The following is a 14,089-nucleotide window of genomic DNA, read 5'->3' on the forward strand; positions in this document are numbered from 1 at the left end:
GAATGTTGTGAGCGGGAACTTATGGCCCGATCCACCCCCAGCGCCACACCCGGGACGCCGCAACTTTGTAATGCCTCATTACAATCAGATGACGCCGCCGTACCGCCGGACCGCCACCCGGCCCCGCTCCGCCGGCGGGCGACGTGGCGCGGACCGCACGTGCCGCCAGGCCGGCACGGCGGATCCCGGCAGACGATCAGCGCGAGTTACCTGATCCGGGCGTCTCGAAGCCGCCGCTGCTCCCCGGGCGCACCCTTTCGGCCATGTTCCAGCTCAGCGATGCCGCGCCCCTCACCGACGACCTGCAGCAGCTCCGCCGCGCTCTGCACCGCGACCCCGAAGTGGGGCTGCACCTACCGGACACGCAGCGCACGGTGCTCGCCGCCCTCGCCCGGCTCGGCCTGGAGATCTCCACCGGCCGGTCGCTCAGCTCCGTCACGGCGGTGCTGCGCGGCGGGCGCCCCGGGCCCGCCGTGCTGCTGCGCGCCGACATGGACGCCCTGCCGGTGCAGGAGGCCGCGGACCTGCCGTACGCCTCGCGCCGCCCGGGGGTGATGCACGCGTGCGGCCACGACCTGCACGTCAGTGCGGTGGTCGGCGCCGCCCGACTCCTCGCCGGCCGCCGCGAGGACCTCGCCGGCGACGTCGTGTTCATGTTCCAGCCGGGAGAGGAGGGGCACGGCGGCGCCCAGCTCATGATCGACGAGGGGGTCCTGGACGCCGCCGGAAGCAGGGTCGTCGCCGCCTACGCCCTCCACGTGCTCGCCAACACCCTGCCCGCGGGGACGGTCGCGACGCGTCCGGGCACGATCCTCGCGGCATCGGACGGTTTCGACGTCACCGTCATCGGCAGGGGCGGGCACGGCTCCTCGCCGCACACCGCTCTGGACCCGGTTCCGGTGGTCTGCGAGATGGTGACGGCGCTGCAGACGATGGTGACCCGCGGCGTCGACGCCTTCGACCCGGCGGTGATCACCGTCGGTTCCCTGCACGCCGGCCGGGCCCGCAACGTCATCCCCGAGACGGCGACGTTCCAGGCGACCGTCCGCACCGTCTCCGAGCGGGCGCGCGCACAGGTCCGGGCGGCGGTGCTGCGCACCCTGCGGGGCATCGCCGACGCCCACGGCGTCCGGGTCGAGATCGACTACCGGGACGGCTACCCCGTCACCGTCAACGACGCCGACGAGACGGCGTTCGCCACCGGGGTGGCCGCCGAGCTGCTGGGCCCGGGCCGCACGCTCCTGGCACCGCAGCCGATCTCCGGTTCGGAGGACTTCTCCTTCGTCCTGCAGCAGGTCCCCGGAGCCTTCCTCGGCATCGGCGCCTGCCCGCCCGGCCGGGACCCGGCCGCCGCCCCGATGAACCACTCCCCGAACGCCGCCTACGACGACTCCGTCCTGCCGGCCGCCGCCGCGCTGCTGGCCGACCTCGCGGCCGGGCGCCTGGCCGCCTGCGCCGACGACGCCGAGCACGCGGGGAACGCCGGGGACGCGGGGAACGCGGCCGGTGCCTCGGACCCGGGCGGTGCCTCGGACGCCCGCAGCGCACACGCCGGCACCGCGGACAGCCGCACCACGGACAGCCCCACCGCGGACAGCCCCACCACGGACAGCCGCACCGCGGACACGGGTTCCGCGGACACCGGCGCGGAGGCTCTCCGGTGACCCGGGCCACCGCCGTCGACGCGGCTTCGGACGTCCGCGGACCGACGGCGCCGGTGAGCGCCGTGGTCGGACTCCTGGTGTTCTTCGAGATGCTGAGCGGTTTCAGCCAGGTGGGGATCACGCCCCTGCTCCCCGACCTGGCCGACGCCTACGGACTCGCCGACGCCCAGGTGAACTGGGTGCACGCGGTGCAACTGCTGGCGGCGGCGGTCAGCGTGCCGCTCTTCGGCCGCCTCGGGGACCTGCTCGGCCATCGGCGCCTGCTGCGGATCGCGCTGGTGTCCATCGCCATCGGTTCCTTCCTCGTCGCGCTCGCCCCGAGCGCCCCGCTGCTGTGGGCGGGCCGGGCCCTGCAGGGACCCCTGGCGGCGCTGCTGCCGCTGGAGATCGCCCTGGTGCGCAGCCGGCTGTCGGTCCCCGACGCCCGCCGCGCCATCGCCCGCCTGGTCGGCGCGCTCACCGTCGGCGGGCTGCTGGGCGCCGCCCTGATGGGCGCGGCCGCCGGTGCGCTGGGAGGCGTACGCGCCGCACTGCTCGTGCCCGCCGTACTGGCCGCCGTCTGCGTCGCCCTCTCCTACGCGGGGGTGCCCGAGTCGCGGCCCCAGCCCGGGGCACGTATGGACTGGGCCGGCTTCACCCTGCTCGCCCTGGGCGCCGGCACGCTGCTGCTGGGGGTGTCCGCGCTCCAGGAGGACGCGCCGGACGGGCGCTTCGTCGCCTCAGCGATCGTGCTGGGGGCCGTGTTGCTGGCCTGGTGGGTACGCGTCGAACTGCGCGCCGCCGACCCGCTCGTCGACGTGCGGGAACTGGTGGGCCGCCGGGCCGGACCGTTCTACCTGGCCGCGGCCGGGTTCGGCGTCGTCTACTTCGCCGCCCAGGCCCCGGACACGACGTTCCTGGCCGCCGACCCCGAAGCGGCCGGCTACGGCTTCGGCCTGTCCGCGACGCGCATCTCGCTGATGCTGCTCCCCGCGATCCTGGCGGCCGTACTGGGCTCGGCGCTCACGGTGCCGATCGCCCGGCGCCTCGGCTACCGGCGGACCCTGGCCGTCGCCTTCGGCCTCGTCGCGGCGAGCTTCGTGGCCGTCGCCGTACGGCACACCGCGCTGTGGGAGATCGCGGCGACCAAGGTGGTCGCCGGGCTGGGCCTCGGCATCGCGTTGAGCGCGATGCCGACCGTCGTGGTCGAGGCCGCCGAGCAGGCCCGCAGCGGGGTCGCGACGGCGCTCTACAACAACGTGAAATCGCTGGGCGGTTCGGTCGCCGGTGGCGTACTGGCCGCCCTCATGGCCGCCCGCACCCCGGCATCGGGCACCCCGGCACCGGGCGCCGCGGAGGGCACGCCCGCGGAGTCGGCCTACGTCCTCGTCTGGCTGGTCTGCGGACTGTGCGCGCTGGCCGCGGCCGGGGCCACCCTGCTGGCTCGGCGGCCCGAGGACGGCGCGGACGCGGCGCGCACCTGACGGCCCTGGGCGGCTCAGGTGGGCGACGGCGCGGTCCCGGTCGCCAGAAGCGCGTCGGCCTGGTCGAGGCCGCTCTCCCGGGATATCTCCTGCACCGACTGCGCGCTGCGGACCACGGCGAAGCCGACGCCGTCCCGGTGGGCGGCGTAGCCGTAGACGGCGGGCCTCGGGAAGCTGTTGTACGACCAGGGAGTGGAGAAGTAGTACGCACCCGTGTCGTGCAGGACGACGACGTCGTCCTCGCTCAGCTCCGGGAGTTCCCGGTCGTGGGCGACGACGTCCCCGGCGAAGCAGCAGGGGCCCGCGACGTCCTGCCGGACCGGGGGCGCCTGCTTCGGCCGGCCGTCCGGCGCGAAGGCGGAGACCCGCAGGGGCCAGGACTCGGGCATGAAGACGGTACGGGTGGCGAGGTGGGCGCCCGCGTGGGTGAGGGCGATGCGCCGCCCGCCGGCTTCCTTGACGTACTCCACCCGCGCTGCGATGAACCCGTTCTTGGCGAGCAGCGACCTGCCGAACTCCGTGACGACGGCGTACCGGCCGTCGAGCAGCGCGGGCTCCGCGGCCTCGAGCGCGGCCACGTACTCCGGGTAGGTCGGTGAGACGGTGTCGTCCGCGAAGTTGACCGGCAGGCCCCCGCCGAGGTCGAGGCTGGTCACCTGGCGGCGGCCGACCCGGGCGTTGATCTCCTCGGCCAGGTGGTGGGCGGCGGCGAGTCCGGCGGCGATCAGTTCCAGCGGGCATCCCTGCGAGCCCACGTGGGCGTGCAGCCGGGTCAGCCAGGGCCGGGCCGCGAATGCCTCCACGACCTGCCGCCGCGCTCCCGGGTCCCGCAGCGCCACACCGAACTTCGAACCGGCCGTCGCCGTGCTCATCGCGCCGATGGCACCCCCTCCGACCTGCGGGTTCACTCGGAGGCCGAGGACGGAGGTGCTGTGCGGCGGACGCAGCGCGTCCACCCGCCGCAGCTCGTCCAGGTTGTCCGCGTTCAGGGAGACGCCCAGGGCCAGGGCCTCCGCGATCTCCTGGCGGGTCTTGGCCGGGGAGTCGAGGACGATGCGGTCGCACGGGAAGCCGGCGTCGAGCGCCACCCGGAGCTCACCCGGGCTGGCCACCTCGCACCCCATACCGGTCTCGGCGAGCAACCGCAGCACGGGCACGAGCGAGCAGGCCTTCGCCGCGAACGTGTGGAGCACCCTCGGTACGTGGGCGAACGCGCGGTGGAGGTCGTCGACGGTGTCCCGCACGCCCTGGACGTCGACGAACCCCGCGGCCGGCTCCCCGGCACCGACGAGGCCCTGCGCGACGGCCTCCCGGACGGCCTCGGCGACGCTCACCCGGGACGTGCACGGCGCGGCCGCGCCGCCGGCGACCGGCGCGGAACTCGGGGACGGTGAGGACATACGCGGCACTCCTGGGGGCGGGTCGCACGGGTCTCCGGTCGGTCCGGGCGCGACCACGCGGCCCGGGCCTCCCTCACCAGGGTGACTCCTGCCCCGCACCACCGTCATTGGCCTGCAGGACAAAACCGAGCGGAAGATGTGTGCGGGGCCCCTATGCCCGCCACGAACCGGCGATCCCGGGCGCCTACCGGGGTCAACCGGGCCGGAATCCGTCGGCTCAGGTCCCGACCCGCTCGGCACCCGGCCGCGGCACCCGGCCGGGGAACCCGGCTGCGGGGCGCTACGGCCCGCCCGGCATCCCCTGCTCCTCGGCCCCGCCCGTCCCCGCGCCCGCGACGGGGCCGGCCTCCGCGGCCGGCGGTAGCAGGCGCGCCGCCAGCGTCACCAGCAGGCGGGTGTCCGGGTCCTCCAGGTCGACCCGGTGGCGTTCGCGGATCCGGCGCAGCCGGTAGCGGAGCGTGTTGGGGTGCAGCACGAGTCGCCGGGCCGCCGCCGCGGTGTCGCCGCCGGCGTCGAGATACGCGACGAGGGTGCGCATCAGCGTGCCCCCGGCCTCGGCGTCCGCGCGGACGAAGTCGTGGACCGCTCCGGAACCGCTCTCCCACACCGGGCGCACGGCATCGAGCGTCCGCAGCACCTCCAGCGCGGAGCCGACGCCCTCCTCGTCCGAGAACCGGGCCGGTCGCGGCACCCCGCGCGCGCCCGCGTCCGCCTCACGCCGGCGCAGCGCCCGGACGACGAGGACGGCGCGGTCGCGGGCGCGGTCCGCGGCGAGCGGCGACGCGACGACGGGGCTCACGCCCAGCCAGACCGGCGCGGCCTCGCGCAGCGAGCGGGCGAGGGCGTCCAGTTCCCTGGCGAGCTCGTGCGCCGTCGGGGCACCGCCGCGGCCGCAGCCCGGGTCGAGGGGGAGGAGCACCGTGAGACGGTCCTCCTCCCCCAGTACCCGGGCGTCGGGGTGGTGGGCCGAGACGTGCAGCCGCAGGACCTGCATGACGCGGTCGGCGTCGGCGGCTCCGCGCAACCGTTCGGCGACCAGGACCGCGCACGGCGCCTCGGCGGAGATGCCGAGCGCCCAGGCGTGGGTGCGGCGGTCGCCGCGGCCGTGGACCAGGCCCCGAAGCGCCTCGTCGCACCGCAGTTCCGTACCGCTCAGGCCGAGTCGGCGGCGCAGCAGCAGCGGGGCGGCGAGCGGCGCGGCGCGGCGGAGGTAACTCGCGGCGTCGGGAGCCAGGGCCCCGCCGTCGGCCGCCACCCAGATCGACCCGAGCACCTCCTGGCCGCTGCGGACGGCGACCACCAAGCGCTCCGGGCTGCCGTCGTCGGCCGGCCGGTGGATGACGTCCTCGGAGGTCCACAGGGCGCGCAGCAGCCCGCTGCGCCGCAGCTCGGCGATGCGCTCCGCGGGTACGCGCCCGCCCAGGATGGTGGTGCGCCGCAGCGGGTCCGCTCCGGGGCCGGTCGCGGAGTGGGCCAGCACCCGCAGCTGGGTGTCCTCGACGGTGATCGAGCCGCCCACGTACTCGGCCACCCGAGCGGCGAACGCGGCCAGCGTGGGCATCGCGTCCACGCTGTTCCCGGCGGCGCCGCCCGGGGTTCCGGCATGCGCGAACGACAGGTACGAGCGGACCAGCTCGGCGGCGCGCGACCAGTCGGCGCCCGGGGCACGCGCCAGGAGTCCGATCCCGGTCCGCTCCACGGCCGCCAGCACTCCTGCCGGCTCCTCGCCCGCATCGGACGGTGCGTCGGCGAGCACCAGGGCCCCCGCGCCGCGCCGCGCGGCCTCCAACACCGTGGCCCCCTCGGCGGCGGCCCCCACCGCGAGCAGCAGCGTCCCGGCGACCGGGCGGCCACCCGGCTCCTCAGGACCACAGAGGTCTCCCCGGTCACCCGGCCCTTCCCTGCCCTCGGATTGTTCCCGACCTTCCGGTTCTTCCCGACCTTCCGGTTCTTCCCGACCGACCGGCACCTCGAGGTCGTCGAGGCCGATCGCGAGCCGCGTCACGGGCACGTCGGGCGTGCGCGGTGCGCGCAGCAGGCGCAGGGTGTCCCGGTCGTCGAAGGCGAGGAGCCCGCGCAGGGAGGGGGCCGCGGGCTCACCTTGCTCTTCGTCGGCCACTCGTCTCCTCCGCCGTGCCGTGCGACTCGCCGTGCCGTCGCCGCCGAGGATATGCGGGCCCCAGCCGCACCCGAGACGGCACGCCAGCCGGGGCCCGGGTCGGCCACCGACCGTCCACCTTCCGACGCACCGGCAAAGGCGGACTCCGCTCACGGGAATGTGCCTGCTCGGCGAGCTCTCCTACCGGACGGCAGGTGCAACCGGACGGAGACGAGGCGTCCGTCCACCACCTCGACCACGGTGCCGTCGGCGATCCGGACGAGGTCGCCGCTCCGGTCGCGCGGCGCCGCCACACTGAGCCATCCCGTCCGCTCGTCGTGCTCGGCTTTCCACTGCTCGCCCCCGGCGACCTGGACCGGGACACCGGGCACCAGGGTGTGCTCCGGAAGGAGGAAGACCGCTCCCGGGGCCGCATCCGGTACGGGCAGCGGTGCCGCGTTCCAAACGGATCGCGGACTGTATCCCCCTACGTAGAGCAACTGGTGGGTGGTGACGCCCACCTCCAGGCGGAGCGTGCCGACGCACACGCCGGTGGACCCGTCCGAGCCCGCCCGTGCGAGCTTCTCGGCCCGGTCCTCGGCGGCGCAGTGGAAGTTGACACCACCGGACGCCTCGTACATCACGCGTCCCCTCAGCGGCGCCCCCGCCGCGACCCGAGCGGACACCTCCTCGACCCGCACGCCGCTCCCGGGCCGTGCCGCCCCCGGAGTTTCGCGAAGGGCGAGGCTGCGACCTGCCAGGACCGCGAGCGACTTGGCGCGCGCGATGAAGATCTCCGGGTGGTCCATGGCCAGTGCGGCCCGCGGTGGGTAGATGACGGAATCGACGAACGAGGGGAGTTCATCGCGCAACGCGGTCAGGACGACCGCGAGTTCCGGCTCCGGCAGATCCCCTACGAAGATGCAACCTGACTGGATTTCGCCGAACACTTCCGCTCTTGCGTGCTCGTCCCGGACATGCTGCAGGATGAACTGGGCGACTTCGGTGAACAGAGCACCGGTGGCGAACCAGTTGAGCCCCTCCGGCTCCTCGCCACCGGGCAGGGACACGACTTTCGACATCGGAACCTCGTTCCTGCGACGTTCTGGTATACGTGTGACGCATCCTCGGTCTCGGAGAGTTGCCGGGCGTCCGTGTTGCGCGCTTGAGACCGGCGGAGCGGACGGACCTGCGTACGCTCACAGCTCCACCGGTCGAGGCCGACGCGTGTCTACAGCTGCCGGTCGCCCTGCCAGGTGACCGACGTCAAGGCGGTGAGACCGCCATGGGCCAAGCCTTTGTACGTCACCGTCCGGGCGGGACCGAGCTCGTGTGCGACTCGCTGCGCCAGGTCCGTTCCCTCCTGGAACAGCCGCTGCCACCCGGCGTCGTACTTGCCGTCCTCCCGGTCCCGGAGCTCCAGGTTCAGCGTGGTGTCGATGTCCTGTGCCCACCGGTACAGGGCGGCGGCGAGATCGTCGGACAGGTCCAGAGCGGCGGCGGGGTCGTCGGGGAAGAAGTCTCCGAAGCCGTCGGAGCGCAGCGGACCGAACTTGAACTCGCCTTCCACCGTGATGTCGACCGGGTGCGGCGGGGTGCCGTGGCTGTCGCGTTCCCCATGGAGGCGGTCGCAGCCCCAGCACACCCACTTCACCGCACGGTGGCGTTCGTCCCAGCAGCGGACCACCCAGGACGGGCCGAGGTGCCGGGCAAGGCGCTGCGCGACGGCCAGACCCCGCTCGACGTGCTTCCGCAGATCCGGGCGGGAGACGAAACCCCCGGGCGAGCGGGACGACGACCAGGAGCGGAGCTCGTCGGAGAGGTCCTGAGGAAGACCGAGGGCAGTGTCCTGCAGCGGGACGTTGACGGTGAACGCGGTGGTGTCCTCCTCCCACCAGCCGCCTTCGGGCGGCTGGTACAGCGGGGACGGCTCACCCCGGGCCTGCACCAGCAGGTGCTGAGGTTCCTCACCGGTCATACGGGGTTTGCTCCTACGACGCATCCGTTGTCTGCCACGGTAGCGGCCAGGCGCTGGGTCCTGCCCTGGAAACAGCCTGAGCCGGTCACAAGCCCGAACGCCGTCCGTGTCGACGGAGAAGTGCGGACGTACCCTCGGTAAGGACCGCGAAGACCTTCCGGGCCGGCCCGCGACGCGTCCGTCAGAGCCTGCTGCCGAAGTCCTGGGTCCACCAGGGGCCGCCCGAGCCCTGGTGGACGCCCACGCCGATGTCCTTGAAGGAGCAGTTCAGGATGTTGGCACGGTGGCCCGGGCTGTTCATCCAGGAGTCCATGACGGACTGCGGAGTCTGCTGCCCCCGGGCGATGTTCTCCCCGTAGGTGGACCAGGGGTAGCCGGCCGCCGTGATGCGCTGGCCGGGATCGGCACCGTCGGGGTTGGTGTGGGCGAAGAAGTCGCGTGCCGCCATGTCGTCAGAGTGGCCCCGGGCGGCCTTCTCCAGTTGGGCGTCCTCGGTGACCGGCCCGCAACCCGCCTTGGCCCGCTCCTTGTTGACCAGCGCGACGACCTGGTCCACGGTGCCGGCAGGGGTCGGCGCGGCCGGCGGCGCCGCGGCGAAGGCCTTCTTGCTCGGTCGGGCGGAGGGAGAAGGGGCGGAACTGCGCTTCGTGGGGCGGGCGGGACTCGGCGTGGGACTCGGTTTCCTGGTGGCCGAGGCGCTGGGGCTCGGCGACCGGGTCGGGGTCGGCGGTGCCACCTCGATGTTGCGGGTGGCGGACAGGTCCAGCACCGGGTCGTCGGCGGGACGCCCGGCGGCCTCCTCCTGCTCGCCCGTGTCTCCGGTTCCGGGCCCGGTCGCGAAGTACCACAGGCCGCCGCCGGTGAGGATGACGGCCGCGACGACCGCTCCGCCGATGGCGCGGCGCCGGTCGCGGCGGCGCCGGCGGGCCGCGTTGCGGGACACGGCGCGGCGGCCCGAGGCGCGGTGGCCGGAACGCGCATGCCCGGCCCCGGCTGCCGCGCCGACACCCGCCCCCGCCCCCGCACCGGCACCGGCACCGGCACCGGCACCGGCACCAGCCGTCCCCACCGGGGACGCCGAGCCCGCCAGGGCCATGCCGTCCGGTGTGACGCCGCAGTGCGCGAGCAGCGCCGCCGAGACGGGGACCAGGGCCAGTCCGGCCAGGAGTCCTTCGGCGGGCATCAGTCCGCTCCACAGTCCGGAGCACCGCACGCAGGCTCGGGCGTGCCGGGCTATCCGCTTGCGCCACAGCGCCGACGGCCTGCCGTCCCAGGACGTCAGCATGCCACCCAGCTCCTGGCAGGACGGCTGCGCCTCCAGCGCCCGGACCACCACGCGGCCCGCCTCCAGCTGGGCCTTCATCCGCTGCACCCGGACCGCGGTGTGCTGCGGCGACATCTCCAGCGCCGCCGCGACCTCGACACGCGTCAGTTCACCGGCGCACTCCAGCCACCACAGCGACAGCAGGGCCCGGTCCTCGGGCTCCAGCCACCGGGTGGCGCGCGCGGTCTCCCGGCGCTGACCGGACAGTTGCAGCCGGACCATGGTCAGGTCCACGAAGTCGGCGCCCGGGTCGGCGAGGTCCTGGACCTCCTCCGTGGTGCCCGGTGCGGTCTGCCGGGCCTGCCAGTGCGCGCGGACCCGGTTGGTCGCGATGGCGACGAGCCAGGAGCGGAAGCCCTCGGGACTGCGCAGGCCGTGGAGCGAGTTCAGGGCGCGGAGCATGGTGTCCTGAACGACGTCGTCGACGTCGACGGAACCGTTCAGGGCACGGCCCACGATGTTGTAGACGAGCGGGAGGTAGGCGCCCACCAGAGCGTCCTGGGCCGCCTGGTCGCCCGCTCGGGCGGCGGTGACCAGCGCCGTCGACTCCATCGCGTGCTGTGTACTCATCAGAAGCATCCCTGTCCTCGGTGCCGGACGGTACTGCCCGACACATGGGAGACCCCCCGCCGAGCTTCCGATAACAACTTTTCGAAAGACTCGTTCGCCCAGAGACTGGCCGCACGGTACGGCCCCCGCAATGGGCGGGATCACAGTCACGGTCACGAACCACCCCCGCCGTTCATCTTCACCGGTAACCAGCGGCGGTATGCACCTACTTCATCCGTTCAGGGTGCAATTTGGCGTTTCCTTCCACAGCGGCAACGAGGTTGAAGAAGAAGCACGCCGGCCCGCACCGGGCAGTGCCGAGGCGGACACGCGAGCGCGTCAGCGTGGCACCGCCTGCACACGCGCGCCCACTCGTCGGGACCGTCCGGTTCCCGACCCGGAATCCCGCCGGGGCACCCACCCTCAGCCGGGCGTCCCGCGCATGCCGCAGCACGGCGTTTCGGTCAGATCGCGTGCCGCCCGCCCAACAGCTCCGCTACCGTGAGGGACGAATGGTGGCCAGAGGGTGACCTGTGCATGTTCTGGCGTGCGCCGATTCTTCCGCGACGCAGCGGCCCAGGGGGAGAGTATGACCATGTCTGGTCAACAACGTACGCGGGTGTGGCTGGCGGCCATTGCCGCCGCCGTCACGATCGCGGGGACTCTCGTCGCGCTGTTCGCCACCGACACCATCGGCGGGGACCGCAACGAGTGCAGCCAGCAGAGCGTCTGCGGCCACGACAACAACACCGATTTCGGCGATTCCTCAGGCCGGGCACCGCAGTCGTCCGGGAGTCCGGAGGGAAGCCGGTGAGGGGCCGGGCCGGTCTTTCGGTCGCCCTGCTGCTCTCCACAGGCCTGTTGTTCGGGTGCTCGAAGAACGAGTGCTCGGGCGGCTCCGTGTGCGGCGGTCACAACAACGTGGGCCGCACCGAGTCCCAGTCGGTCGGTCCCGCCTCACCGTCATCGACTACCGAAGCCCCCTTCACCTACACGGTGTCCGAAAACGACCCATGGGACGCTTGCGAAGGCGGCCTGGGCAGGGTCTACCCGAAACCGCCCCCCGCCTTGGATGCCATCGCGGCACACCTGGACGGCCGGCCGGGTCAAACAGCAGCGGAGGCCGCGGAGGGCCGAAAGAAGCTTGCCACCTTCGATGAGCAGCATCATGCCATCACGGCCGACCTGACGATCATCACGCTCACGCTGCAGGGCCGGTCGTCCCACGCGGTGGTCATCAACAAGGTGAGACCCGATGTCCTGGGGGTGAAACCCACGCCTGCCGGAAGCGTTCGCGTCCAGCGGGTGGGAAGCTGCGGCGGAACGAACGAAAGCTCCTTCCTCGTCGACCTCGACAAGGAGAAGCCCGAACTCGAGTTCAAGGAAGGCCAGGACGCCACAGGAAGGATGCGGGTGAAAGGTTTCCCGGTCCAGGTGACGGACGACGACCCCGAAGTGCTCACCATCGTCGCGTTCACGGTTTCGGGAGTCCACAGCTTCGGCTTCACAGTCGATTGGACGAGCGATGGCAGGTCCGGATCGACCCAGGTGCGCGGGGCGGATGACGGCCCGTTCTCGGTGGCCTCCGACATCGGAGGCACGCAGTACGACTACAGCATGCAGGAGGGCGGCTTCACATCGCACACATCGCGCATCGACCCGGCGGATCCGCTCGGTGACGCACTCCCCCTCGCCCCCTCGTAGGGGCCGTACCCTTCGGCCCCCGTTCCCGCGGGCGTGCCCGAATACCGTCCCCGCCAGTGGCCACGGCACCTCGAACGAGACGTCACAACTCGTTCACGAGACCGGTGCGGTCGGCCCACCTGACGCATCCTGAGTCCAAAGGAACGTCACCTGGGGGATCTCATGCGCACCCGCACCACCACCATCGCGGCCCTCGCCGCCGCCGGACTGCTCGCGCTCACCGGATGCAACCCCGACGCGACCGGCGGCGGCAGCGGCAGCGCGTCCGCCACCGACTCCGTCAAGAACGGTGACACCGCGACCCTGCCCGACCTGACCGGCAAGGGCCTCCAGTCCGCGCAGGACCAGGCGCAGGCCGCCGGCTTCCACCACCTGCGCTCGCACGACGCGCTCGGCCGCAGCCGCAACCAGATCCTCGACCGGAACTGGAAGGTCTGCTCCCAGACCCCGAAGCCGGGCCGGCAGCCGACGGACACCAAGGTCGACCTGGCCGCGGTCAAGCTGGACGAGACCTGCCCCGCCCACGACGAGGGCACCGCGCCGGACGCCGGATCGGGGATGCCCGACTTCAAGGGCAAGTCCGTCAGATTCGCCCGGCAGGCCCTCGACCCGTCCACGAGCATCAGCGTGAAGGACTCCTCCGGCCGGGACCGCATGATCATCGTGGAGTCGAACTGGAAGGTGTGCACCCAGGACCCGAAGCCCGGCACGAAACTCACCGGGCAGCCCGTCACGTTCACCGTGGTGAAGTTCGACGAGTCCTGCTGACCGCCGGACGGCGGCAACCGGCCGTTCGGGTCCGGCCCGTCGACTCACGGGCGAACGGGGCCCTCGGCGAGCGCGCTGCCGCCGAGGCCCCCGCCCCTCCCCGTCAGAGTGCCGCGAACTCGACGAACTCGGCCCACGCCGTGGCGCCCACGGCGAGTTCGGCACGCGCGGTGTCCTTGGAGTCGCGGACGTGGACGGTGCCGGGGAGGGCGGCGAACTCGAGGCATTCGCCGCCGTTGCCCGCGCTGTAACTGCTCTTGACCCAGGTCCGTCCGTCCCGGTCGGGCCTGGCCATATCCCCGCTCATCTCTCTCCCAACAGTTTCTCGATCAACGCACGTGATTCTGCCGGAGTATGGGCCTGGGCGCGCAGAGTCCCGTACGTACGCTCAAGCTCCCGGACCCTTTGGCGCTCCGTGTGCACACGGCTGTCGCCCTGCACCTCCGCGTAGGCGATCCTGCGCCCATCCTTCATCTCCATCAAGGTGAACGGACCGGCCAGGCCCGCGTTTTCCGGTCGGGAGAGCGGCATGACCTGGATCTCCACGTTCCGCTTCTCCTCGATGAGCAGGAGTTGCTCCAATTGCCCCCGCCATACCAACGCACCACCGAGCGGGCGCAGCAGTACGGCCTCCTCGATCACGAAGCTCAGATGCGGAGCAGGCCGTCGATCGAAGATCCCCTGCCGCGCCAGTCGGGCAGCCAGCCGCTGCTCGCTTACCTCTACGTCCAGTTGGGGCCGCCACATGTCGAACACGGCCCGTGCGTACTCCTCAGTCTGCAAGAGCCCCGGAACCGCCTGGGTGGCATAGACATGCAGTACGGCTGCCTCGGCCTCCAACCTGGCCGCATCCCGGAAGAACGCCGGATACTGCGCCCGAGCCACCTCCTCCTTGCCGGCGCTCAACACCCCACTCGCTGCGAGCAGTTCGTCCGCACGGTCGATGAACTTCGGCGGTGGGACACGCCGACCCTGCTCGAACGACGCGATGCTGGAGGGCGAGTAGCCCGTCAGCGAGCCGAACCTCGCGCGATCCATCCCCGCCCGTTCCCGGAACAGCTTCAACTGCCGTCCGAACACGCACAGCATGCCCCCGCCGACCTCGTGTTCCGGCTGCCGGACCGCGTCGTCCACGCCGCTG

General features: G+C 72.9%; 12 protein-coding genes. 5 read left to right on the plus strand and 7 right to left on the minus strand.

Annotation, left to right across the window (positions count from 1 at the left end):
- The first annotated feature begins 263 nt into the window (after window positions 1-263).
- Together ACL02U_RS04180 and ACL02U_RS04185 are read left to right on the plus strand one after the other, a co-directional pair.
- Entirely contained in the window at window positions 264-1,664 is a 1,401-nt protein-coding gene (locus ACL02U_RS04180; protein WP_412789237.1) for a M20 metallopeptidase family protein, read from the plus strand.
- Window positions 1,661-3,127 (plus strand): MFS transporter, encoded by a 1,467-nt coding sequence (locus ACL02U_RS04185; RefSeq protein ID WP_412789238.1) that lies wholly within the window; start codon window positions 1,661-1,663, stop codon window positions 3,125-3,127. Before ACL02U_RS04180 ends, ACL02U_RS04185 begins: the two co-directional genes overlap by 4 nt.
- A gap of 14 nt (window positions 3,128-3,141) precedes the next feature.
- Here the strand turns inward: ACL02U_RS04185 and ACL02U_RS04190 are convergent, their stop codons facing one another.
- The 5 genes from ACL02U_RS04190 to ACL02U_RS04210 all read right to left on the minus strand — a co-directional run bounded on the left by ACL02U_RS04190 (window position 3,142) and on the right by ACL02U_RS04210 (window position 10,497).
- Window positions 3,142-4,527 carry a diaminopimelate decarboxylase gene (locus tag ACL02U_RS04190; protein WP_412789239.1) on the minus strand — a complete coding sequence of 462 codons (1,386 nt, stop codon included), beginning with the start codon at window positions 4,525-4,527 and terminating at the stop codon, window positions 3,142-3,144.
- Between the two features lie 280 nt (window positions 4,528-4,807).
- Entirely contained in the window at window positions 4,808-6,646 is a 1,839-nt protein-coding gene (locus ACL02U_RS04195) for a helix-turn-helix domain-containing protein (protein WP_412789240.1), read from the minus strand.
- A 149-nt stretch (window positions 6,647-6,795) separates the two neighbouring features.
- Entirely contained in the window at window positions 6,796-7,707 is a 912-nt protein-coding gene (locus tag ACL02U_RS04200; RefSeq protein ID WP_412789241.1) for a hypothetical protein, read from the minus strand.
- A 149-nt stretch (window positions 7,708-7,856) separates the two neighbouring features.
- Entirely contained in the window at window positions 7,857-8,603 is a 747-nt protein-coding gene (locus tag ACL02U_RS04205; RefSeq protein ID WP_412789242.1) for a hypothetical protein, read from the minus strand.
- 181 nt (window positions 8,604-8,784) lie between these two features.
- On the minus strand, window positions 8,785-10,497 hold the full coding sequence (locus ACL02U_RS04210; protein ID WP_412789243.1) for a sigma-70 family RNA polymerase sigma factor: 1,713 nt from the start codon (window positions 10,495-10,497) through the stop codon (window positions 8,785-8,787).
- 574 nt (window positions 10,498-11,071) lie between these two features.
- Between ACL02U_RS04210 and ACL02U_RS04215 the strand changes: the two genes are divergently transcribed.
- The 3 genes from ACL02U_RS04215 to ACL02U_RS04225 all read left to right on the plus strand — a co-directional run bounded on the left by ACL02U_RS04215 (window position 11,072) and on the right by ACL02U_RS04225 (window position 12,948).
- Window positions 11,072-11,290 (plus strand): hypothetical protein, encoded by a 219-nt coding sequence (locus ACL02U_RS04215; protein ID WP_412789244.1) that lies wholly within the window; start codon window positions 11,072-11,074, stop codon window positions 11,288-11,290.
- Window positions 11,287-12,180: a hypothetical protein gene (locus ACL02U_RS04220; RefSeq protein ID WP_412789245.1), complete on the plus strand. Its 894-nt coding sequence runs from the start codon at window positions 11,287-11,289 to the stop codon at window positions 12,178-12,180. The genes ACL02U_RS04215 and ACL02U_RS04220 overlap by 4 nt, the downstream gene beginning before the upstream one ends.
- Window positions 12,181-12,342: 162 nt before the next feature.
- Window positions 12,343-12,948 (plus strand): PASTA domain-containing protein, encoded by a 606-nt coding sequence (locus tag ACL02U_RS04225; protein WP_412789246.1) that lies wholly within the window; start codon window positions 12,343-12,345, stop codon window positions 12,946-12,948.
- Window positions 12,949-13,051: 103 nt separating this feature from the next.
- On the opposite strand, the gene ACL02U_RS04230 is transcribed toward ACL02U_RS04225, so the two are convergent.
- Complete coding sequence (locus tag ACL02U_RS04230) at window positions 13,052-13,243, minus strand: DUF397 domain-containing protein (protein ID WP_412789247.1); 192 nt, start codon at window positions 13,241-13,243, stop codon at window positions 13,052-13,054.
- Window positions 13,244-13,251: 8 nt separating this feature from the next.
- Window positions 13,252-14,082, minus strand: coding sequence for a helix-turn-helix domain-containing protein (locus ACL02U_RS04235; protein ID WP_412789248.1), 831 nt, complete (start codon window positions 14,080-14,082; stop codon window positions 13,252-13,254).
- Window positions 14,083-14,089 lie beyond the last annotated feature (7 nt).

This window comes from Streptomyces sp. MS06, from assembly GCF_047200655.1.
Taxonomy (GTDB): Bacteria; Actinomycetota; Actinomycetes; order Streptomycetales; family Streptomycetaceae; genus Streptomyces.